Annotated in this window: 23 protein-coding genes; 7 read left to right on the forward strand and 16 right to left on the reverse strand. The window is 62.9% G+C overall.

Annotation, left to right across the window (positions count from 1 at the left end):
- Window positions 1-12 precede the first annotated feature (12 nt).
- Entirely contained in the window at window positions 13-699 is a 687-nt protein-coding gene (gene pth, locus ROS217_RS14320) for an aminoacyl-tRNA hydrolase (protein ID WP_009818490.1), read from the reverse strand.
- 74 nt (window positions 700-773) lie between these two features.
- Here pth and ROS217_RS14325 point away from each other — a divergent pair, with 74 nt between their 5' ends.
- A complete protein-coding gene (locus ROS217_RS14325) occupies window positions 774-1454 on the forward strand; it encodes an FkbM family methyltransferase (protein ID WP_009818491.1) in 681 nt (226 codons plus the stop codon).
- Between the two features lie 62 nt (window positions 1455-1516).
- Here the strand turns inward: ROS217_RS14325 and ROS217_RS14330 are convergent, their stop codons facing one another.
- On the reverse strand, window positions 1517-2143 hold the full coding sequence (locus ROS217_RS14330) for a 50S ribosomal protein L25/general stress protein Ctc (RefSeq protein ID WP_009818492.1): 627 nt from the start codon (window positions 2141-2143) through the stop codon (window positions 1517-1519).
- Window positions 2144-2307: 164 nt separating this feature from the next.
- Here ROS217_RS14330 and ROS217_RS14335 point away from each other — a divergent pair, with 164 nt between their 5' ends.
- A complete protein-coding gene (locus ROS217_RS14335) occupies window positions 2308-3336 on the forward strand; it encodes a hypothetical protein (RefSeq protein WP_040650601.1) in 1029 nt (342 codons plus the stop codon).
- A gap of 6 nt (window positions 3337-3342) precedes the next feature.
- Here ROS217_RS14335 and ROS217_RS14340 read toward each other — a convergent pair whose 3' ends face one another.
- The 9 genes from ROS217_RS14340 to zwf form a co-directional block, all read right to left on the reverse strand.
- Entirely contained in the window at window positions 3343-4509 is a 1167-nt protein-coding gene (locus tag ROS217_RS14340; RefSeq protein WP_009818494.1) for an alpha-hydroxy acid oxidase, read from the reverse strand.
- A gap of 54 nt (window positions 4510-4563) precedes the next feature.
- Window positions 4564-5946 (reverse strand): MATE family efflux transporter, encoded by a 1383-nt coding sequence (locus ROS217_RS14345; RefSeq protein WP_009818495.1) that lies wholly within the window; start codon window positions 5944-5946, stop codon window positions 4564-4566.
- Between the two features lie 42 nt (window positions 5947-5988).
- Window positions 5989-6897 carry a nickel/cobalt transporter gene (locus ROS217_RS14350; protein ID WP_009818496.1) on the reverse strand — a complete coding sequence of 303 codons (909 nt, stop codon included), beginning with the start codon at window positions 6895-6897 and terminating at the stop codon, window positions 5989-5991.
- Window positions 6879-7523, reverse strand: a complete 645-nt coding sequence (locus ROS217_RS14355; protein ID WP_009818497.1) for a DUF1007 family protein — start codon at window positions 7521-7523, stop codon at window positions 6879-6881. Before ROS217_RS14355 ends, ROS217_RS14350 begins: the two co-directional genes overlap by 19 nt.
- A 78-nt stretch (window positions 7524-7601) precedes the next feature.
- On the reverse strand, window positions 7602-8360 hold the full coding sequence (locus tag ROS217_RS14360) for a TylF/MycF/NovP-related O-methyltransferase (RefSeq protein WP_040651516.1): 759 nt from the start codon (window positions 8358-8360) through the stop codon (window positions 7602-7604).
- Between the two features lie 77 nt (window positions 8361-8437).
- Entirely contained in the window at window positions 8438-9445 is a 1008-nt protein-coding gene (gene ppk2, locus ROS217_RS14365; protein WP_040650602.1) for a polyphosphate kinase 2, read from the reverse strand.
- Window positions 9446-9562: 117 nt separating this feature from the next.
- The gene (pgi, locus tag ROS217_RS14370) at window positions 9563-11143 is read right to left on the reverse strand and encodes a glucose-6-phosphate isomerase (RefSeq protein WP_009818501.1); all 1581 of its coding nucleotides are present in this window, start codon (window positions 11141-11143) and stop codon (window positions 9563-9565) included.
- Between the two features lie 11 nt (window positions 11144-11154).
- Window positions 11155-11826 carry a 6-phosphogluconolactonase gene (pgl, locus tag ROS217_RS14375; RefSeq protein ID WP_009818502.1) on the reverse strand — a complete coding sequence of 224 codons (672 nt, stop codon included), beginning with the start codon at window positions 11824-11826 and terminating at the stop codon, window positions 11155-11157.
- Complete coding sequence (gene zwf, locus ROS217_RS14380; protein WP_009818503.1) at window positions 11823-13277, reverse strand: glucose-6-phosphate dehydrogenase; 1455 nt, start codon at window positions 13275-13277, stop codon at window positions 11823-11825. The genes pgl and zwf overlap by 4 nt, the downstream gene beginning before the upstream one ends.
- 159 nt (window positions 13278-13436) lie before the next feature.
- Here zwf and ROS217_RS14385 point away from each other — a divergent pair, with 159 nt between their 5' ends.
- Window positions 13437-14390 carry a radical SAM protein gene (locus ROS217_RS14385; RefSeq protein WP_009818504.1) on the forward strand — a complete coding sequence of 318 codons (954 nt, stop codon included), beginning with the start codon at window positions 13437-13439 and terminating at the stop codon, window positions 14388-14390.
- Between the two features lie 111 nt (window positions 14391-14501).
- Here ROS217_RS14385 and ROS217_RS14390 read toward each other — a convergent pair whose 3' ends face one another.
- From ROS217_RS14390 to ROS217_RS14400, 3 genes are read right to left on the reverse strand one after another with little or no spacing between them, the layout of a single operon-like run.
- Window positions 14502-14906: a hypothetical protein gene (locus ROS217_RS14390; RefSeq protein ID WP_009818505.1), complete on the reverse strand. Its 405-nt coding sequence runs from the start codon at window positions 14904-14906 to the stop codon at window positions 14502-14504.
- 2 nt (window positions 14907-14908) lie between these two features.
- A complete protein-coding gene (locus tag ROS217_RS14395; protein ID WP_009818506.1) occupies window positions 14909-15277 on the reverse strand; it encodes a bleomycin resistance protein in 369 nt (122 codons plus the stop codon).
- Entirely contained in the window at window positions 15274-16476 is a 1203-nt protein-coding gene (locus tag ROS217_RS14400; RefSeq protein ID WP_009818507.1) for a pyridoxal phosphate-dependent aminotransferase, read from the reverse strand. The genes ROS217_RS14395 and ROS217_RS14400 overlap by 4 nt, the downstream gene beginning before the upstream one ends.
- A gap of 85 nt (window positions 16477-16561) precedes the next feature.
- Here ROS217_RS14400 and ROS217_RS14405 point away from each other — a divergent pair, with 85 nt between their 5' ends.
- The 3 genes from ROS217_RS14405 (at window position 16562) to ROS217_RS14415 (ending at window position 17843) form a co-directional block, all read left to right on the forward strand.
- Window positions 16562-16963 (forward strand): helix-turn-helix domain-containing protein, encoded by a 402-nt coding sequence (locus tag ROS217_RS14405; protein WP_009818508.1) that lies wholly within the window; start codon window positions 16562-16564, stop codon window positions 16961-16963.
- Window positions 16956-17252, forward strand: a complete 297-nt coding sequence (locus ROS217_RS14410) for an FAD assembly factor SdhE (protein ID WP_009818509.1) — start codon at window positions 16956-16958, stop codon at window positions 17250-17252. The genes ROS217_RS14405 and ROS217_RS14410 overlap by 8 nt, the downstream gene beginning before the upstream one ends.
- A gap of 90 nt (window positions 17253-17342) precedes the next feature.
- Window positions 17343-17843 carry a MarR family winged helix-turn-helix transcriptional regulator gene (locus ROS217_RS14415; protein WP_040651518.1) on the forward strand — a complete coding sequence of 167 codons (501 nt, stop codon included), beginning with the start codon at window positions 17343-17345 and terminating at the stop codon, window positions 17841-17843.
- Here ROS217_RS14415 and ROS217_RS14420 read toward each other — a convergent pair.
- Together ROS217_RS14420 and ROS217_RS14425 are read right to left on the reverse strand one after the other, a co-directional pair.
- Window positions 17837-18562: a DUF1194 domain-containing protein gene (locus tag ROS217_RS14420; RefSeq protein ID WP_009818511.1), complete on the reverse strand. Its 726-nt coding sequence runs from the start codon at window positions 18560-18562 to the stop codon at window positions 17837-17839. The genes ROS217_RS14415 and ROS217_RS14420 overlap by 7 nt on opposite strands.
- Complete coding sequence (locus ROS217_RS14425) at window positions 18529-18957, reverse strand: VOC family protein (protein WP_040651520.1); 429 nt, start codon at window positions 18955-18957, stop codon at window positions 18529-18531. The genes ROS217_RS14420 and ROS217_RS14425 overlap by 34 nt, the downstream gene beginning before the upstream one ends.
- A 488-nt stretch (window positions 18958-19445) precedes the next feature.
- Between ROS217_RS14425 and thyX the strand changes: the two genes are divergently transcribed.
- The gene (gene thyX / locus ROS217_RS14430; protein ID WP_009818513.1) at window positions 19446-20360 is read left to right on the forward strand and encodes an FAD-dependent thymidylate synthase; all 915 of its coding nucleotides are present in this window, start codon (window positions 19446-19448) and stop codon (window positions 20358-20360) included.
- The last annotated feature ends 2 nt before the right edge of the window (window positions 20361-20362 follow it).

The following is a 20362-nucleotide window of genomic DNA, read 5'->3' on the forward strand; positions in this document are numbered from 1 at the left end:
GGTCAAGGCGCGTCAGCGGAACCGGTCGACCAGTTTTTGAAGGGGTGAGCGCGTCTCGTCCGGCGCCTCTTCTGCGGGTTTGGGCGGCCTTTCGGTCTGCATGCTCTCGGGGCGGGCGGGTTTGGGCGCGGGGGGCGTGATCGCCTGTGCCACGGCGTTCTGAAAGCGGTCGGGCTTGCCCAAGGCGAGCCACGGCGCACCTTTGGCGACGCCGCGCAGCAGATCGTCGAGCCAGTCGGTCTCGGATTTCGCGAAATCCTGCAAGACATAGTGCGCCACGCGGTCCTTGTGTCCGGGATGGCCGATGCCAAGGCGCACGCGGCCATAAGTCTCGCCGATGTGTTGATGGAGAGAGCGCAACCCGTTGTGACCCGCATGGCCGCCACCCGTCTTGCAGCGCAGCTTGCCGGGGGCGAGGTCCAATTCGTCGTGAAAGACCGTGACATCGGCGGGGGTCAGTTTGTAGAAGCGCAGCGCCTCGCCCACCGATTGCCCGCTGAGGTTCATGAAGGTCATGGGTTTGAGCAAGATGACCTTGTCGTCGCCCAAATCCCCCTCAGAGACCATGCCCTGAAACTTGGACCGCCATGGGCCAAAGCCATGCTCATCGGCGATCCTGTCCAATGCCATGAAGCCGATGTTATGTCGATTATTCTCATATTTTGCGCCCGGATTGCCGAGACCCACAAAGAGCTGCATTGCCGATGCCCCTATCTTGGTTGAGGATGGTCTAGGGCCTTGGTGCCGCGGAATCAACGGGGGCAGGGTGCCGGATGGCCGAATACGAGGTGGAGGGGCTAAATCTGTCGGTGCCCGACAGCATCCTGAACGACCGGATCGCGGCCAAGCTGGCCTCGGGTGGCTATGAGGCCGATGAGGCGCGGGCGGCGGCCATGCGACTGCGACCGGGGCAACGGGTGCTGGAACTGGGGGCGGGGATTGGATACATCGCCTCGATTTGCGCCCGTATCACCGGGCCGCAGAATGTGACGAGCGTCGAGGCCAATCCCGGCATGTTGCCGGTGATCCGGGCTAATCTGGAGCGCAACGGATTTGGGGCGGTGACCCTCCTGCATGGTGCGGTGGGTGGCATGGCGCGCGAGTCCGAGCCCTTGGCCTTTGACGCGGCCCAGAGTTTCTGGGCGGCGCGGATCGCGGACGAGACCACCGCGCTCGACCGCATGGTCGAGGTGCCATATCTGGGGCTGAATGATCTGATGACGCAGGCGCGTCCGCATGTGGTGATCATGGATATCGAGGGGGCGGAGCAGCATCTTTTCGATCACCCCTGGCCTGACCATGTGCGCAGCGTGATGATGGAACTGCATCCGACGCGCTATCCTGACACAGTCATCCAACGGATCGTTGATTGCATGTCGGTCTCGGGCCTAACCTATGATCCCGGCCCGTCGCGCGGGCGCATCCTGTGCTTTCGCCGGGTGCGGGACCGGTGATAGAAAAAACGCGACCCCCGATTGGGGGCCGCGCTCTTTGGGTTGGGCGTGAGAGATGAGGATTATTCCTCGTCGCCCTCGTCCTCTTCTTCTTCCTCGCCCTGCGAGCGCAGCGCCGAGGGGGCCGAGATGTTGCAGATCACGAAATCGCGGTCCTTGATCACCGGCTCACTGCCTTCTGGCAGATCAATCATCGAAATCGTAACCACGTCGCCGATCTTGGAGATCTTGGACAGGTCCACGGTCAGGTGATCGGGGATGTCGCCCGCAGTCACGGTCAGCTCGACCTCGTTGCGCACGACGGTCAGAACGCCGCCTTTGCGCAGGGCCGGGCAATTCTCGTGGTTGATGAAGTCAACGTGAATGAACAGGTTGATCCGGGTGGTGCGACGCAGACGCATAAGGTCGACATGAGTCGGAAGATCCTTGACCACATCGCGCTGAACGTCACGGCAGATCACGCGCACATCGTCTTGGCCCTCGACCTGAAGATTGAACAGGGTCGATTTGAAACGGCCCTTCTTCAGGCGCTTGAGCAGCGCGTTGAACGGAATGTTGATCGGCAGCGGCTCTTTGTCGCCACCGAATACGATACCCGGAACCATGCCCTCACGACGAGCTGCGCGAGCGGCGCCCTTGCCTGTCCCCGCACGTTCCTGGGCCTGAAGATCAGGAATTTCTCCAGCCATTTGATTTCTCCATTGGTTAGGGCGGGGCTCCTCCAAGGCTGTAGACCCCGCATGAAGCTGCGCCAATAGCCGGGTTTTGCCGGTTTGAAAAGCGGAATCTTGTTGCCGGGCTGGGGCGCGTGGCCTATCCGTCGGTCCCGTGACGCAAGAGGAGCCCGCCCGAAATGCCACGCCGCGTTTTCCTGCATGTTGGCATGCCCAAATGCGCGACCTCAACCATACAGGCCGCCTTGGTGCAACAGCAAGACCGTCTGCGGCATCTTGGCATCGCCTATGACATGCCCGAGGTCCAGTCGGCGCAGGGGCAGGGCAATGCGGCAGATCTGGCCATTGCGGCCTATCGGGAAAGATCACAGGCCGTCGCGGAGGCACTGGAGTTCTTCACGCGCGGTGACGGGGATGTGGTGCTGAGCGCCGAAAGCCTGTCGGGTCTCTATAAATCGGCGGTGGCCATTAGGCTGGTCGAGGCGCTGCGCGCGCGGGGATTTGAGGTCACTGTGCTTGCGGTCTTGCGCAGGCAGGATCACTGGCTCGAATCCGATTTCAAACAGCATGTCAAGGGCGGTCAGAAATGGAGCGGCAGCATCGCGGAGTTGCTGGAAAAGCGCACAGAGCAAGATGTGCTGAACTATGCGCTCTTCACGCTCTACTGGGGAAAATATGTCGGCCGGGACAGGGTGTTCAGCACCGTGATCCTGCCGGGCAGTGATCGGCGGTATCCGGTCAATTTCGTGCTGGAGCAGATCGGTGCTTCCAGCCTGTGCTACGGCGATGACGCGGCGGTGCCGATGTCGAATGTCAGCCCGCCCACGGGTCTGATCGAACCTGCGCGCCTGCTCAAGCGCGAGATGCAGGCGGCTGGGTGTTCTCTGGCGCAGATGGATGTGGCGCTGGATCGGTTCTTTGCCGAAGCGCCGGGAGTGGTCGAGGTGCCAAAGCGGCGGTTTTTGATGCCTTTCACGGACCGTCAGCAACTCGTTGAGCGGTGGAAGGGGAGCAATCGCGATCTGGAGCGGCGGGCGGGGCATCATCTGGCGTTCGATGTCGAGGTGGCCCACGATCCGGCGTCCGAGATACCGCTCGAGGACGAGGCGCGCGCCATTCTGGCCGCGTGGAAGGCCGCGAAGGGGCCAGCACCCACACCAGAGGTGCGGGCGCGGCGCGGCTTGTTGCGGCGGCTCTTGGGGCGGTGAGGCGCCTCAGACCATCCAGCGGCCGGTGAAATCCTCGGGCACCATCAGAATGTCGCGGTCCAGATCCTTGACGGCGCGTCGCCCGCAGAGGCCCATGCTGCTATCGAGTTCTTTGTGGATCACCTCGAGCGCGCGGGTGACACCCGCCTCGCCCATCGACCCCAGCCCATAGACAAAGGCGCGCCCGATATAGGTGCCCTTGGCCCCGAGCGAGAGCGCCTTGAGCACATCCTGACCCGAGCGGATGCCGCTGTCGAGATGCACCTCGATCTTGTCGCCTACTGCGTCCATGATGGCGGGCAGGGCCCGGATGGCCGAGAGCGCGCCGTCAAGCTGTCGCCCGCCGTGGTTGGAGACGATGATCGCATCGGCACCGACGTTCAGCGCTTCACGGGCATCGCGAGGGTCCATGATGCCCTTGATGATCAGCGGGCCGTCCCACATCTTGCGGAACTGGCGGATGCGGTCCCAGTCAAGCGCCTGATCGAACGCCTCTGAGGTCCAAGTGCTGAGCGAGGAGGGATCGGTGACGCCCTTGGCATGACCCACGATATTGCCAAAAAAGCGCCGTTTGGTGCCCAGCATGCCAAGCCCCCACTGCACCTTGGTCATCATGTTGGCGACGCTTTTGGGGGTCAGCTTGGGCGGGGCAGAAAGGCCGTTTTTCAAATCCTTGTGGCGTTGCCCCAGCAGTTGCAGATCAACGGTGATCATCGCCGCCGAACATTTGGCATCGCGCGCCCGGTCAAACAGCCGCTGCATGAAATCGTCGTCCTTGAGGGTATAGACCTGCATCCAGAACGGCTTGGTGGTGTTCTCGGCCACATCCTCGATCGAGCAGATCGACATGGTCGAGAGGGTGAAGGGCACGCCGAATTTCTCGGCGGCGCGCGCCGCCTTGATCTCGCCATCCGCGTGTTGCATGCCCGTCAGGCCCACCGGGGCAAGGCCCACGGGCATCGCTACATCCTGCCCGATCATCTGGCTCGCGGTGCTGCGCCCGGTCATGTCGATGGCAACACGCTGGCGCAGGTAGATTTTGTCAAAATCGGTGGTGTTTTCGCGAAAGGTCTGTTCGGTCCAGCTGCCGGATTCGGCGTAGTCGTAGAACATCTTGGGGACGCGGCGGCGGTAGATCTGTTTGAGATCGGCGATATTGGTGATCACGGGCATGGCGTCCTCCGAAATTGGTTAGTTTCCTTTACCAACGGAAGCGGGGCCGCGCAATCACCCCTGTTGCCGCAGGACGGGGGCCGGTGCCGGAATACGGCGCACCGACCAGCCCCAGAACCGAACCAGCATGAACACGCCCGCCAGCGCGAGCCCGGCTGCGAGGCCGAGCCAGATACCCGGCCCGCCAAATCCAAGTGTGAATCCGAGAAGGTAGCTGACCGGCACGCCCACCACCCAATAGCTGAGGGCCGCAATGACCATCGGCACGCGGGTATCCTGCACCCCGCGCAAGAGGCCCAACGCCTGCACTTGGGCTGCATCGACCAGTTGAAAGAGGGCGGCGGCAGCAAGGAGTTGCCGCCCGATGGCGATCACCTGTGCCCGGTCGGGATCGTCGGGCGCGAGAAAGAGGCCCACCAGCGGGTCCGGCAGGAGCAGGAGCAGCGCCATGGTCGCCAGCGCCACAGCGGCGGAGAGGCCGAGGACCACGCGCGCACCGTCGCGCAGCCCCGCGCCATCGCCGCGCCCATGCGCCTGTCCCGCGCGCACGGTGGCGACGTTGGACAGCCCGAGGTGGATCATGAAAATCACCGAGGTGATCTGGAGGGCGATGCCATGCGCCGCCAGAGGCAGCGTGCCCAGCCAGCCCATCATGATGGACGCGGCGGCGAAGAGGCCGACCTCGGCCAGATTGGTAAGGCCGATGGGCCAGCCCAGGCGAAAGACACGGCCCAGCGCCTCGGGGTCGGGACGCCAGAAGCGTTGAAAGAGCGCGTGGTCTGGGGCGGAGTGGTGGACATAGGCGCCAAGCACTACGAAAGAGGCTGTATTGACCCCGAGCGAGGCTATGGCCGCGCCCTGCACGCCGAGTTCTGGAAAGCCGAAATGCCCGAAGATGAGCAGGTAGTTCACGCCGGCATTGAGCACCACCGCACCCAGCGTCACCCAGAGCACCACGGCCGTGCGTTCAAGGGCGGCGAGATAGGATTTGAGCACCATCACCATCAGCGCGGGCAGGATGCCGAGCCCGGCGATTTCGAGGTAATCGGCGGCGAGGGCGGCGGTGGCGGGCTCTTGGCCCATGCGGTCGAAGAGCGCGCCGGAGCCCAGCATCAGGGGCAGCGTTGCCAGCCCAAACAGGATCGAGGCCCAGAGGCCCATGCGCGTGACGCGGCGCACTTGGGTAGTCGCGCCCGAGGCTTGAGCAGAGGCCACCATCGGCATCACCGCCCAGGCAAAGCCGGAGCCCATGATGAAGAGGACAAAGAACATGGTGCCGCCCAGCACTTCGGCGGCCAGGGCCTCGACCGAATACCAGCCCAGCATGAGCGCATCGGTGAAGGTGATGGCAAACTGCGCCACATGGCTGCCGATGAGGGGCAGGCCAAGGCCCAGCACGGCGCGGGCATGCTGGCGATATGTGAGGCGAGGTTGCATGGGTCTGGCGTTAGACGTGCGCCGAAGTTTGCGCAACCCTCGTCAGAGCGTGCCCAGCATCAGATGCGTCGAGAGTGCCGCAATGATCACGCCTGCCGCGATTTCAAAGAGGGGCAGGGCGCGGGCCGCGCCGCCGGTGGTGGCCAGCCGCGCCAAGGCCCCTTCGCGCAGGGTGACAGAGGCGAGGGCCACGGCAAGGGTGACGCTGGCGGTGCCAAGGCCCATGGCAAAGGCGCCCATGATGCCCGCCAGATCCAGCCCCATGCGCCATGTGAGGATCAGCAGGAAAAGCGCGCCGGTGCAGGGGCGGATCGCCACGGCCCCAATCAGGGCAGCGGCGTCGCGCCAGCCGGTGACGGCCTCGGCCTCGGCCAGGGTTGGCCCGTGTTTGTGCCCGCAGGAGGGGCAGGGGGCGTCATGGTCGTGATGATGATGATGATGATCGTGGGTGGCGCGGGTTTTGCGCCAGCGGCGCAGGCCGCGAAACGCCAGCCAGAGACCGACGAGCGCGATGGCGGCAAAACTGGCGGGGGCCATGATGTCCTCGGCCAGATCGGTCATGTGCTGGCGGGTGAGGTCAAAGACAAAGACACCGGCATAGACCAGCAGCACCGCCGCTGCGGCCTGCGCAAAGCTGGAGGCGAGCGCCAAGAGTGACAGCCGGAGTGCGCTGACGCGCGCGGCCATGCCGTAGCCACCGATCAGGATCTTGCCATGGCCCGGCCCTGCCGCGTGAAAGAAGCCGTAGGCAAAGCAGAGGCCCAGCAACCCGGCCAGCGCCCCCGGTTCGCCGGCGCGCAGCGCGCGCAAGAGGCGGGCCATCGCCTGTTGCGTTTCGGCCTGTCCGGTGCGCGCCCAGTCGGAGACTTGTGCCGCGCCGCCAAAGCCCCAGAGCCAGATCACGAGGACAGCGAGCGCGAGGGCTGCAAGGCTCAGGACGGGGCGGCGCATGTGACCGAAAGGCTCTCGGAAAAGAGGTTGCCGATTTCGACGCCGGTATATTGTTCCTCGGCGGTCATTTCGCCGAGCATCTGGCGGAATTGTTCCTGGCTCTGGTCAAGGTCCGGCTTGGTGATCGTATAGACGCAGCCCTTGGGCAGGGTGATGGGCCCCGCAAGGCTATGGGCGACATAGTAGGTCGGATCATAAGCCTCGACGCGCAGACCCTCGGCTTTGACAGGGCCAAAGGTGCGGGTATGGGTGGCAATGATGCGGCCATTGGTGAGGGCGATGCCGGTGGGGATGGGGTGATCGAGCGCAATCTTGGTCTCGCCCAGATACATATAGAGATCACCCTCAAAGCCGTCGGGCCATTCGATCAGATCAAAGCCCTTGAGCTGTGCCAATTCCGCCTCGGTCAGGGTGCCGTCGCCGTCGGGGTCAAGCCCCATATCGGTGAGGATCAGGAGGGAAAAGAAATCGTCATAGCTCCATGTCACCTCGACCTCGGTCAGGCGCCCCTGATCATCGGCGGTGAACCGCAGGGCCACATCGACAAAGACATGCGGATGCGCGCCCAAGGGGGCGACGGGCAGGCAGAGCGATGCGGCAAGGGCCATGGGGATGAGCGGCTTCATGCTACCAGACTTAGGCGCAGGGCGCGCCTGCTGCAAGGCGCGTTTGCTGCGGACAAGCGGCCCCGCGCGAAAGCGCGCTCAGGCCTTGATCACCAAGGATTGCCCACTGGTCAGGGACATGACGTTTTCGGGCTTGTCGGCGAAAAACTCGTCAATCGCCTTTTTCGCGCCGGGGCAGTCGCCAGAGCCGTAATCGTCGCAGAGGATGACGCCGCCCGGTTTGACCCGCGGATAGAAGAATTCGACCGAGGCCAGAGTTGGCTCATAGAGGTCGACATCGACATGGACGAGCGAGAATTGCTGATCCGCGACATCGTTGAAACGGTCGGGAATCCAGCCCTTGTGCAGGTCCACGCGGTCGCCAAAGGCGCTGAGGTTCTGGTGCACGATATCCTCTGGCACGGCCAGATCGCCCTTGGACCATTCCGACTTGCCGCCCGATTGCACATCGGCGTCGCTGGGCTCTGACAGGCCTTGGAAGGAGTCGAAGATGTGCAGGCGCTTGGTGCTCTGCATCCCTGCGCCGGTCAGCAAAAAGAGCGAGGATTTGCCATAGCGCGCGCCGCATTCGGCGAAATTGCCCTCGATCCCGCGCACCATGCGGGCGGAGGTGAGCAGCGTGAAGCAGCGGTCATAGGGGATGCCCTCGATGCCGCGCGCCTCGGCCATGTCGCGGGCGGCGATGAATTCGGGATCGGTCAGCCAGATCAGATGCGGTTTGTAGACCCCGTAGCGCTGCCGCGCGGCCAGACGCTTGGCCAGCTTGTAGTAGCTGCGCCGGTATTTTTCACGCCCCAGAAGAAGCCCGCCGAGAGAGTCGAGAGCCTTAATGATCACGGTTTGCACCTTAATGACGCCGCAGGCGGACCTGATGGCTACGCCTGCGGGTTCTTGGCCCAGACCGGGGCGCCGCGTCACGAGGCGCATCGCACCACCCTAGCGGTCTTGCGATCCTCGGGATGCAGGGACTTGCCCAGAATATGATCGCTCTTGTGCAGCACATGCTGTGCGGTCGACACGATCAGCGGATCGGGCGCATGGGCGATGTGGTGATCCTTGCCGGGGTAATCGAGCGAATCGAGAAAATGCCGCATGCAATTGAGGCGGGCGCGCTTCTTGTCATTCGACTTTATTACGGTCCAGGGCGCGTCGGCGGTGTCGGTGTAAAAGAACATCGCCTCTTTCGCCTCAGTGTAATCCTCCCATTTATCAAGGCTGGCCTTGTCAATGGGGCTGAGTTTCCAGAGTTTGAGCGGATCGGTTTCACGACTGGCAAAGCGGGCGCGCTGTTCGCCTTGGGTCACGGAAAACCAGTATTTGTAGAGCCGGATGCCCGAACGCACCAGCATACGCTCCAATTCGGGCGTCTCGCGCATGAATTCGAGGTAGTCATCCGGCTGGCAAAAGCCCATCACCCGCTCGACGCCGGCGCGGTTGTACCATGAGCGGTCATAGAGCACCATTTCGCCCGAGGTGGGCAGGTGTTGGACATAGCGTTGAAAATACCACAGGCCGCGTTCCTGATCGGTAGGTTTGTTAAGGGCCACGACCCGCGCGCTGCGGGGGTTGAGATGCTCGGTAAAGCGTTTGATCGTGCCGCCCTTGCCCGCTGCATCGCGCCCTTCGAAGATCAGCACGAATTTCTGCCCGGTTTCTTGCGCCCAAAGCTGCACCTTGAGCAATTCGGCCTGAAGATGCGCCTTTTGCGCTTCATAGCTGCGGCGTCCCATACGGGTCTCGTAGGGATAATCGCCGTTTTCAAAGGCTTGGCCTATGAAATTGGGACTGGTCTGGGAGGCCGTGATGGCAGGCTTTTCCGGCACCGGGGCCGGGATGGTGTCAAGGGCCGGTTGGTCAGGCTGGGAGGCGGGAATGGCCGTGGAGTCTGAGGTGGACGTCTGGGACAGGGGCGACTCGGCCATACGGCACTCCGCGTTGGATGACTGATTACTCCCAGAATGATATATGATTTTTTTGTGTCACACTTTGCGCTAAATCAAATGTCGCGAAGCATGCGGGCTTGATCCGTTGTCCGCGCCTCAGACTCCGGCTGCGCGGGCAAAGGCCACGAGGGCAGCGGTTGATCCGTCACGCGTCAGGGTGGTGTCGCCCGTCAGCATAGCGTCCACATCGACCGCCAGCACCTTGCCCAGTTCCACCCCCCATTGGTCAAACGAATTGAGGCCGAGGATCACACCCTCAACGAACACCCGATGCTCATAAAGCGCGATGATCTGGCCCAGACGGCGCGGGGTCAGCCGGTCATAGATCAGCGTGGTCGAGGGGCGGTTGCCGGGAAAGACCCGGTGTGCGGCCTGCCGCTCGAGCTCTGCGCCGGTGTAGCCCGCATCGCGCATCAGCGCGCGCGCCTCATCCAGCGAGCGACCGCGCAAGAGCGCCTTGGATTGCGCGAGGCAATTGGCCACCAGCAGGCGGTGATGATGCGCAAGCTCGGGTTCATGCCCGGTGGCTGCCACGAGGAATTCGCAGGGGATCACAGCGGTGCCCTGATGGATCAGCTGGTAAAAGGCATGTTGGCCGTTGGTGCCCGGTTCGCCCCAGACCACAGGGCCGGACGGACGCTCCAGCAGGGCACCGGACATGCTCACGCGCTTGCCGTTGCTCTCCATCTCCAACTGTTGCAGATAGGCGGGCAGGCGGGCCAGACGCTGATCGTAGGGCAGGACCGCGCGGGTGCCATAGCCCATCCCCTGATGGTGCCAGAGACCGATGAGCGCCAGCATCATTGGCATATTCTCCAGCGGTGCGGCGTCTTGAAAATGGTGGTCCATCGCCTCGGCCCCGGCGAGGAATTCGTGGAACCGCTCCGGCCCGATGGCGATCATCAGTGACAGACCGATCGGCCCCCAGACCGAATAGCGCCCGCCAACGTAATCGCCAAAGCCAAAGACGCGGGCCGGATCAATGCCCCAGTCTGCGGTCTTCTCAGTGGCAGATGAGACAGCGGCGAAATGTGGGCCGGGCTCGACCCCGGCAGCGGCCATCCAGTCGCGGGCGGTGGTGGCATTGGTCATGGTCTCGATGGTGGTAAAGGTCTTGGAGGCGACGATCACAAGCGTCGTCGCCGGGTTCAGCCCCGTCAACGTGTCGGCGATATCGGCCCCGTCAACGTTCGACACGAAATGACAGCGCGGCCCGTCGTGATAGGGGCGCAGCGCCCGCACGGCCATCTCGGGGCCCAGATGCGAGCCGCCGATGCCGATGTTGACGACATCGGTGACCGACCCCTGCCGGATGTGAGTGGCAAACTCTGCCATGCGTGTGCGCGTGGCGGTGATTTCCGGCATGATGTCCGCGCCCTCGACCATCACCGCTCCGCCCGACAGATTGCGCAGCGCGCTGTGCAGCACAGGCCGCCCCTCGGTCTCGTTGATCGGCGCGCCTTGGAACATGGCGGCGCGGCGTGCGGCAACGCCGGACGCCTCTGCAAGACCGATCAGAGCGCTGCGGGCAGGGGCGGTCAAGGCGGTCTTGGAGTAATCCAGCAGCATGCCGTCGAACCGGGTCGAAAACCCCCCGGCGCGGTTTGGCTCGTCAAACAATCCGACAATATCACATTTCCGCGCTGCCTGCGCGAAGCGCTCGACCTCAGACCACATTCTCTGTCCTTTCACGGGCTCCAATGGATTGTTGTACCGGCTAGCACGGCGGCAATCGGTGCCTCAAGAGGGCGCATGTGTTGTGCGCGCTCGAACGCCGCGCGTTTTTGTGCGCCGGTGATCACGACGTGCTTGCTGAGCGCGCCATCCAGCACCCGCGCCGAGAGGGTGACGCGCGGCTCGTCCAGACCCGGCGCGCGCATCGGCACGAGAATGGGCGCGTTGCGCTCCAGCGCCTCTTCCAGCCGGTCGGCACCGGGAAAGAGCGAGGCGGTGTGCATATCCGCGCCCATGCCCAAGAGGCAGACATCAATCGGCAGGGCGGGCGCGATATTGGCCTCCAGTTCCGCCAGCACCGATTCCGGCTCTTCGGCCTTGGCATAGAGCGGCAGATACCGCGCCGCCGCCGCCCGGTCCTTGAGCAAGTGTTCGCGGATCAACCGTGTGTTGGAGCGGACATGCACCTCGGGCCGCCAGCGTTCATCGCTCAACAGGATATCGACCCGGTCCCAGTCCAGATCGACCGCGCAGAGCCCGTCAAAAATCGGCCCCGGCGTGGTCCCTCCCGGCACGACGAACAAAACCCGGTCCTGATTGCGCAACGCCTTGCGCAGATCTCCGGCCAGCACACCCACCAGCCCCATCGCCAGCATTTCGTCATCGGCATATTCGACAAAGCTCATGGTCGTATCTCCCGCCAGCGTCGCCCGTCCCGATGCATCAGCATCAACGCGTCGTCTGGCCCTGAGGATCCCGTTGCATAGGGTAGGGGATCGCTTGTGTCTTCCTCCCATTCCGCGATGATCGGATCGGTCCAGGCCCAGGCGGCCTCGACCTCGTCGCCGCGCATGAAGAGGGTCTGATTGCCGCGTATCACATCCATGATCAGCCGCTCATAGGCATCGGGGAAATCCGCCTCTTCCGGTCCCAACGCCTCGGCAAAGGTCATGTCGAGCGGCACGTCGATCAAACGCATGCCCCCCGGTCCCGGTTCCTTGATCGTCACGCCCAATTCGATTCCCTCATTCGGTTGCAGGCGGATCGTCAGGATATTGCGGTGCCGCCCGGCATCCGCGCCAAAGATCGAATGCGGCGCATCCTTGAACACCACCGCGATTTCGCTGGCGCGATCCTTGAGCCGCTTGCCGGTGCGCAGATAGAACGGCGTGCCCGCCCACCGCCAGTTGCTGATATGCGCCTTCAATGCCACGAAACTTTCGGTCGTGCTGTCGCGGTTGCCCACCTGATTGCGGTATCCGGGTTGTGTGCCATCGCCCTCATATTGGCCGCGCACCACATTGCCCCGCGCCACCGGATCAAGCGCGCGGATGACCTTGAGCTTTTCGTCGCGCACCGCGTCCGGCTCGAATTTCGCGGGCGGCTCCATCGCGATGAGGCACAAGAGCTGCATCATGTGGTTTTGCACCATGTCGCGCATCGCGCCGGATTTGTCATAGTAATCGCCACGCCCGCCGACACCCACGGATTCCGCCACGGTGATCTGGATGTGATCGACATATTGGCTGTTCCAGAGCGGTTCAAACAAAACGTTGCCAAAGCGGATCGCCATCAGGTTCTGCACGGTTTCCTTGCCGAGATAATGGTCGATCCGGTAGATCTGGCCTTCGGTGAAATGCCGCGCCAAGACCCGGTTGAGGTCACGCGCCGTTTCCAGATCGCGGCCAAAGGGCTTTTCCACCACGATCCGGCTCTGCTCATCGGCCATGCCATGTTTGTGCAGCCGCTTGGCCAGATCGCCAAAGAGCGACGGCGCCACCGAGAAATAGAACGCCCGAATGCGCTCGGGCCGCATGAGCGCGGCCAGAGCCTCCCAGCCATCCGTGCCACGGGCATCGAGCGTGACATAATCCAGCATATCGAGAAAGGCCGTCAGGTCCTTTTTGCGGGCCGATTCCTCGCCGCCGAACTCGACAATCGCCTCTCGCACCATGGCGCGATACGCTTTGGTGTCCATCTCGCTGCGCGCAGCCCCGATCAGGCGCACATCGCCCTCGATCTGACCCGCGACAAAGCGGCGAAAGAGCGCCGGCAATATCTTGCGCCGCGCTAGATCACCGGTGCCGCCAAAAATCACCAGATCAAACGGATCGACCGGGATCACCCGAGAGGCCATGGCCCATCTCCTTTGCTCGTCGTCAGCCCGGTTTTCGGGCGCGCCGCGTGTCGCGGCAACTCTAACATGTTGGAGCGTCTTCACAATGGCGTCAGAATGCTTCCCTTGCCAGACCTCGGGCGATAGGTGAGAAAAGACAAACAGACTGTGGATCGCCCTATGAAAGATAACGTCGTCGTCCCTGCCAATCGGGGCAAGTTTCAGAACCCGGAGCGCACCGCCAAGGGCGAAGCGCGCGCCTCTGTGCCATTGAGCCATCCCGAGACGCTGTGGTTCAACACCGGCACGCTCTGCAATATCGAATGCCGCAACTGCTATATCCTCAGCTCGCCCAGCAACGATGCGCTGGTCTATATCAGCGAATCAGAGGTGCGCGACTATCTCGAGCAGGCGCGCGCGCGGGCCTGGCCGCTGCGCGAGATCGCCTTTACCGGCGGTGAGCCGTTCTTGAACCCCGAAATGATCGGCATGGCACGCGCGGCCCTTGACGGCGGTTACGAGGTTCTGATTCTCACGAATGCCATGCGCCCGATGATGCGCAAGACGATGCGCGCGGGCCTGCTTGAACTGGTCACGACATGGGGCGACAAGCTGACCCTGCGGATTTCCGTCGATCACTGGTCCGAGGCGCTGCATGACGAAGAGCGCGGGGCAGGGGCCTTTGCCAAGACGCTGGAGGGCATGTGCTGGTTGCGGGATCATGGGGTTCGCATGACCGTGGCCGGGCGCACCGTCTGGGGTGAGAGCGAGGCGCAATCGCGCGCAGGCTATGCGGCGTTTTATGCCGAGCATGGGTTTGAGATTTACGCCTATGATCCAGCCGCAACCGTGCTCTTCCCCGAGATGGACGAGGCGGCCGACGTGCCCGAGATCACCACGGCCTGTTGGGATATTCTGGGCAAGCGGCCCGAGGACATCATGTGCGCCTCGTCGCGCATGGTGGTGAAACGCAAAGGCGCGGCACGGCCTGCGGTGGTGGCCTGCACGCTGCTGCCTTATGCGCCCGAGTTCGAGTTGGGCGAAACGCTGGCCGAGGCCGAGCGCGACGTGGCGCTGAACCATCCCCATTGCGCCAAGTTCTGCGTGCTGGGCGGGGCAAGCTGTTCGCGGTGAGGGGCGGCGGGGCCTGTTGCTGACCTTGACCCCAAGCGGCGGCGAGTGCCGCGCCTTGATTCCGCGCATTGGAGATCGGGGCAAACGTCCCCTCTAGCCCCTCACGCCGCCTCACTCGTCCTTGAGCAGCCGATCCGCCTTTTTGCGCACCAGCACCGTGCGCAGGTCGTGCATCGCCAAGAGAAGCGCATCCGTTACCTGTTCGAGTTGTCCATCGGTGGCCTTGGACTGGACCCAATGCGTTGTGGTGTTGAGATAATCCACCGCGCGCAGGATATCGTCGATGTCGCGGTATTCGACCAGTTTCAGCCGCTCTTCCATCCATTCGGTGATGGCGGCAGTGTCGGCGTCGGTCAGGGCGCGTTCGCCCTGCGGCTTGATCTCGAATTTGCGGATATTAACGGTGGCGATCTGTTCCATCTCGATCCGGCGCTGTCGGTTCTCGGTATCGACCCGGAACACGAAGGCACCGTTTTCACGGACCCTGAAGTAATATTCCGGCAGATCACCCGCCATGGTCAGGCACTTTCCAGAACGCGCCAGAGCGAACCGTCGGGATCGACCAGCGCAAACATTCGGGGCGCGTTCGCAAGGGTGAAAGGATCGGTCAATCGCGGGATGGCGTTGCGCGTGTCGGGCAGATCCGTGGCGCCGCGCCATTCGGCATGCAGGCTGTCAATCTCGGGCAGACGCAGGCAGGCGGAAAAGCAACTGGTGCCGGGGTCCAGATCGGGATGCGGGAAAAACTCGACCGTCATGCCCTCCCGGCTCAGGATCATCCAGCCTGCATTGCGGAATTCAGTCTGAAAGCCGAGCATCGCGTAAAAGCGCTCGGTTGCATCGAAATCCCGGCTGGGCAGGTTTGCGGTTATCTTGCCTGTGGTCATGTCAGCCCTTTACAGAACGTCTGAATCCGCGTGCATGCCTCTTTCAGCGCGTCATCCGATGTCGCATAGCTGATCCGGAAATTCGGCGACAGGCCAAAGGCCGCGCCAAAGACCACCGCCACGCCGGTTTCCTCCAGAAGCGCCGTGGCAAAAGCCTCGTCATGCGCGATCACCGCGCCGCCTGCGCTGGTCTTGCCGATCAACCCTGCAATCGACGGGTAGACATAGAACGCGCCATTGGGCGTGGGGCATTCCATGCCCTCGATCTCATTGAGCATCGCCACCACCAGATCGCGACGGCGGGCAAAGACGGCGTTGTTCTCGGCGATGAAATCATGGCTGCCGTTCAGCGCCTCGACCGCCGCCCATTGGCTGATGGTGCAGGGGTTCGACGTGCTCTGCGACTGGATCTTGCGCATCGCGGCGATGAGGTCTTGCGGACCCGCCGCATAGCCAATCCGCCAGCCGGTCATGCAATAGGCCTTGGAGACGCCATTGCAGGTCAGGGTGCGGTCATAGAGCGCCGGTTCCACCTGTGCGGGGGTGCAGAATTCAAACCCGTCATAGGCCAGATGCTCATACATGTCGTCGGTCATGATCCAGACATGGGGATGCCGCATCAAAACGTCGGTCAGCCCCTTCAATTCGTCCCATGTATAGCCTGCCCCGGTGGGATTGCTGGGCGAATTGAAGATGAACCAGCGGGTTTTCGGCGTGATCGCGGCCTCCAGCGCCGCAGGCGTCAGTTTGAACCCGGTCTCGATCCCCGCAGGCGCAATCACCGGCTCGCCCCCCGCAAGCAGCACCATATCGGGATAGCTCACCCAATAGGGCGCGGGGATCAGCACCTCGTCGCCGGGATTGAGCGTGGCCATGAGGGCATTATAGAGGATCTGCTTGCCGCCCGAGGCGACGCTGACCTGTGCAGGCACATAGTCCAACCCGTTGTCCCGCTTGAACTTGGCGCAGATTGCGGCCTTCAACTCGGGGATACCATCGACGGCGGTGTATTTGGTCTTGCCCTCTTCGATGGCGCGGATGCCTGCGGCGCGGATATGCGCGGGCGTGGCGAAATCCGGCTCTCCGGCCCCGAGGCCGATCACGTCGCGCCCGGCGGCCTTGAGTTCCTGCGCCTTGGTGGTCACGGCGATGGTAGGCGAGGGTTTGACGCGCGACAATGTCGCAGACAGACGGGACATGGCCGGCTCCGGTTTGAATTCACTCCGGGAATGTCTTAGGGTGCGCTCAGAGCTTGATCAAGCACGATCACCGGAAAGGAAGACAATGACCACAGATAGCACCGACAGCTGGTTTGACCCCGACTCGACCACCTTTGGCGACCGTGTGACCGGCGCGCGCGAGCGCTCAGGCATGTCTCAGACGGATCTGGCAAAGCGCTTGGGCGTCAAGCTCAAGACGCTCAAGGCTTGGGAAAATGATCTTTCAGAGCCGCGTGCCAACAAGCTCTCGATGATGGCGGGCATGCTGAATGTTTCGCTGCTCTGGCTGCTCTCGGGTGAAGGCGAGGGCCCTGGAGGCCCCGAGATGGGAGAGTTGTCCAGCGATGTGATGGAAATGCTGACCGAAATTCGCGACATCCGCGCACAGATGACCCGATCAACCGACCGTTTGGGGCGTCTGGAAAAGACCCTGCGCGCCAAACTGCGGGAAGAAGCCGGTGAGTGAGACCCCAGTTGAGGCACCGGGTGCGGTGGACGAACCCCGCGCTCACCGTCTGAAACGCCTGCACATGCGCGCCATGCGCCGCGGGATCAAGGAAATGGACATCATCCTGAGCCGCTATGCCGAGGCGCGGCTCGAGGCGATGGAGGACAGCGCGCTCGACGGGTTCGACGCGCTCTTGTGCGAGAACGATCAGGATCTCTATCAATGGGTGACGGGTCAAACCCCGCCGCCCGCGCGCTTTGCGCCATTGGTCGCGGATATCGCGACACAGGCGAGCGCGACAAAATAGGTTGCATTTTAGAGGAACCGAACCCGGTTTACCGAATGTTCGGGTTTATATCGGATGGTCTCCGGCGAGCAGTATCGCACGGAGACCGACATGAGCTATCTCAGCCCCCTGACCACAGGAGCCGTTCACAGCGCCTTTATCAGCAGCTATCTGGATGCGCTGTCGCTGGTGGAACGTCTGCATCGGTTGCTCTTGGACGTGATCAAGGACGAGTTCGAGCGTGTCGGCGTGCTTGAGATCAACGCGGTTCAGGCTCTGTTGCTCTTCAACATCGGTGACCATGAGGTAACGGCCGGCGAGTTGAAAACGCGCGGCTATTATCAGGGCAGCAACGTAAGCTACAATCTCAAGAAACTGGTGGATATGGGCTATATGCATCACCAACGCTGCGAGGTGGATCGGCGGTCTGTCCGGGTGCGCCTCACGGAGAAGGGGCGCAGCGTCCGCGACGTGGTGGCAGACCTCTTTGCTCGCCATGCCGAGGGGTTGGAGGGGCGCGGCGTGCTCGGCCCTGACGGGATCGACCAGATCACCGCGTCGCTGCGCCGGGTAGAGCGTTACTGGGCCGATCAGATCCGCTATATCTATTGATGCCGCGTGCGGGGCAGGGGCAGCGCCCCCAGCATGATATCGTTGATCTCGCGGTAGAGCTTGCGTGACATGGCGACCTCGAAATCCTCAAACCCCTGCGCCAGTTCCAGAAACGCACCCGGCCCGCGCAGAACTTCGCGGCGGTAATAGGCCATCACTTGCGGATCATGTCCGAGGATCACCAATCCATTGACGGTAATGCCCTCAAAGGGAAAATGCTTGTAGGCCAGGGTCGGGGCAAAGCCCTGATTGTTGATCCCATCGCCCGAGACATCAATCACCTGCCGGTCACAGGCGGGCGCGCGGGCTAACAGATGCGCGCCGTACCCCAAGGCCGAGCCAAGCGCCGTTGGGTAATCCGAGGTTGACCGTTGCATCCCCGCCAGCACCGCCACGGCTTGGGTGATATCCGCGTCAGAGCGTAGCAGCGTCCAGTCGAGATGCAGCTTCTCCTGAAACCGCCCGCTCCACTCATAGACCGCCAGAGCGACATCGCCTGTGGCCCCGCCCAGGATCGCCGCGCGAATGTCCGGCGCATCCAACGCCGAGGCAAGTCCTATCCGTTGCAAGGCATATTCCGCCTCATCAACCGAAGAGGACACATCCAGCGCCAGCGCCAGCGCAAGGCGACAGGCCCCCTGCGCCGGTGCCGCCATAAGGGCGAGAAAAATGGCTGCGGCCAACCTCACCAATGGCCGATATTCTCCATGCTGGTCCATGGCTCTGCCGGGGCCAGCGCGTCACCCTCTTGCAAAAGCTCCACCGAGATATTGTCGGGGCTGCGCACAAAGGCCATGCGCCCATCGCGCGGCGGGCGGTTGATGGTCACGCCATTGTCCATCAGATGCTGGCAGAGGTCGTAGATATTGCTGGTCGCATAGGCGAGATGGCCGAAATGTCGGCTATCCGAGGGCAGGTCTTCGTCGCCGTCCCAATTATAGGTGAGCTCGACCGGGCACTCCTCTTGTCCCTCGGGTGCCATGAACACCAGCGTAAAACGCCCGCCGTCATTGTCCCAGCGGCGGGTCTCCTTGAGCCCCAACAGGCCAAAGAACCGCTGTGTCGCCTCAAGGTCTTTGACCCGAACCATCGTGTGCAGGTATTTGATGCGCATGGTCATCCTCCGTGATTGCAATGCTCCAGAGGATAGTGGCCCGCGCGCCGGTGTCGAGGGCAATATCTCTGGATCGCCCCCGGTGACAGGCCTGAGAATTCTGACCGGTTCGCCGGGTCGGTCCAACGCGGCGGTGCGCGCAGGATTTGCGGCACAGGGCACCGCGTCCAGCCTGTCGCCCGCATCCCCCAAGGGTCCGCCGGTCGTCCCGCCGTCGGTTGCGTCTTGCTCAAACGGGTTGGATGATCCGCCCCGCAGCCGCCCAAAAGGACAGCGGGCATCAGGCCAGCCACATTCTTTCATGTTTATTCTTTGGTTTGAAAGCAGCCTCAGCCCATTGCATTCAAAAGTTATTCAGCGATTCAGCCTCGGATTGCAGAAGTTGCCACCGTGTCACCCATCGAAACCCACTCGATATTGGCTTTCCAGACGGGCTATCCCCAAGATATAGTGATCTCCGACTCGTTCTTGTGAAGAAAGGCCCCGCCATGCCCCTCAGCCCCGACCAACAGGCCGAAATCGACGCTCAGCGCGGCCAGACCCAAACCACCCTGCGCGCCACTGCGCCGGGGATGGAACAGCACCTCTACACCGCCCACCCGGTGCTCGATCACGGCTTTGTCCGGGTGATCGACTACATGGGCGACGATGCCGCCATCGTGCAGGCGGCGCGCGTCAGCTACGGCGCGGGCACCAAACATGTGCAGAATGACGAGGGGCTCATTCGCTATCTCATGCGGCACTGGCATTCGACCCCCTTCGAGATGTGCGAGATCAAGCTGCATGTAAAACTGCCGGTCTTTGTCGCGCGTCAGTGGATCCGCCACCGCACCGCCAACGTCAACGAATATTCCGCCCGCTACTCGATCCTCGACCGCGAGTTCTATATTCCGGCCCCCGACGCGCTCAACGCGCAATCGACCACCAACAATCAGGGGCGGGGTGCGGCGCTCGAGGGCGAAGAGGCGCAGCGCGTGTTGCGCCTGCTGACCGAGGACGCGATGCGCTGCTATGACCATTACGAGGACATGATTTCACAGGACGGCCAACAGGGGCTGGCCCGCGAACTGGCCCGCATGAACCTGCCCGCCAATATCTATACGCAATGGTACTGGAAGGTCGATCTGCACAACCTCCTGCATTTCCTGCGCCTGCGCGCCGATGCCCACGCCCAGTACGAGATCCGCGTCTACGCCGACGAAATCTGCCGCCTCGTGGCTGATTGGGTGCCCTATGCCTACAAGGCCTTCGAGGATTACCGCATGGGCGGGGCTACCCTGTCCGCCACGGCGCTCGATTGCGTGCGCCGCATGCTGAAAGGCGAGACGGTCACGCAGGAAACCTCCGGCATGTCCAAGGGCGAATGGCGGGAGTTTGAGGGGGTTTTGAACGCCCCCGCGTAGGG

Source organism: Roseovarius sp. 217, from assembly GCF_000152845.1.
In the GTDB taxonomy this organism is placed as follows: domain Bacteria; phylum Pseudomonadota; class Alphaproteobacteria; order Rhodobacterales; family Rhodobacteraceae; genus Roseovarius.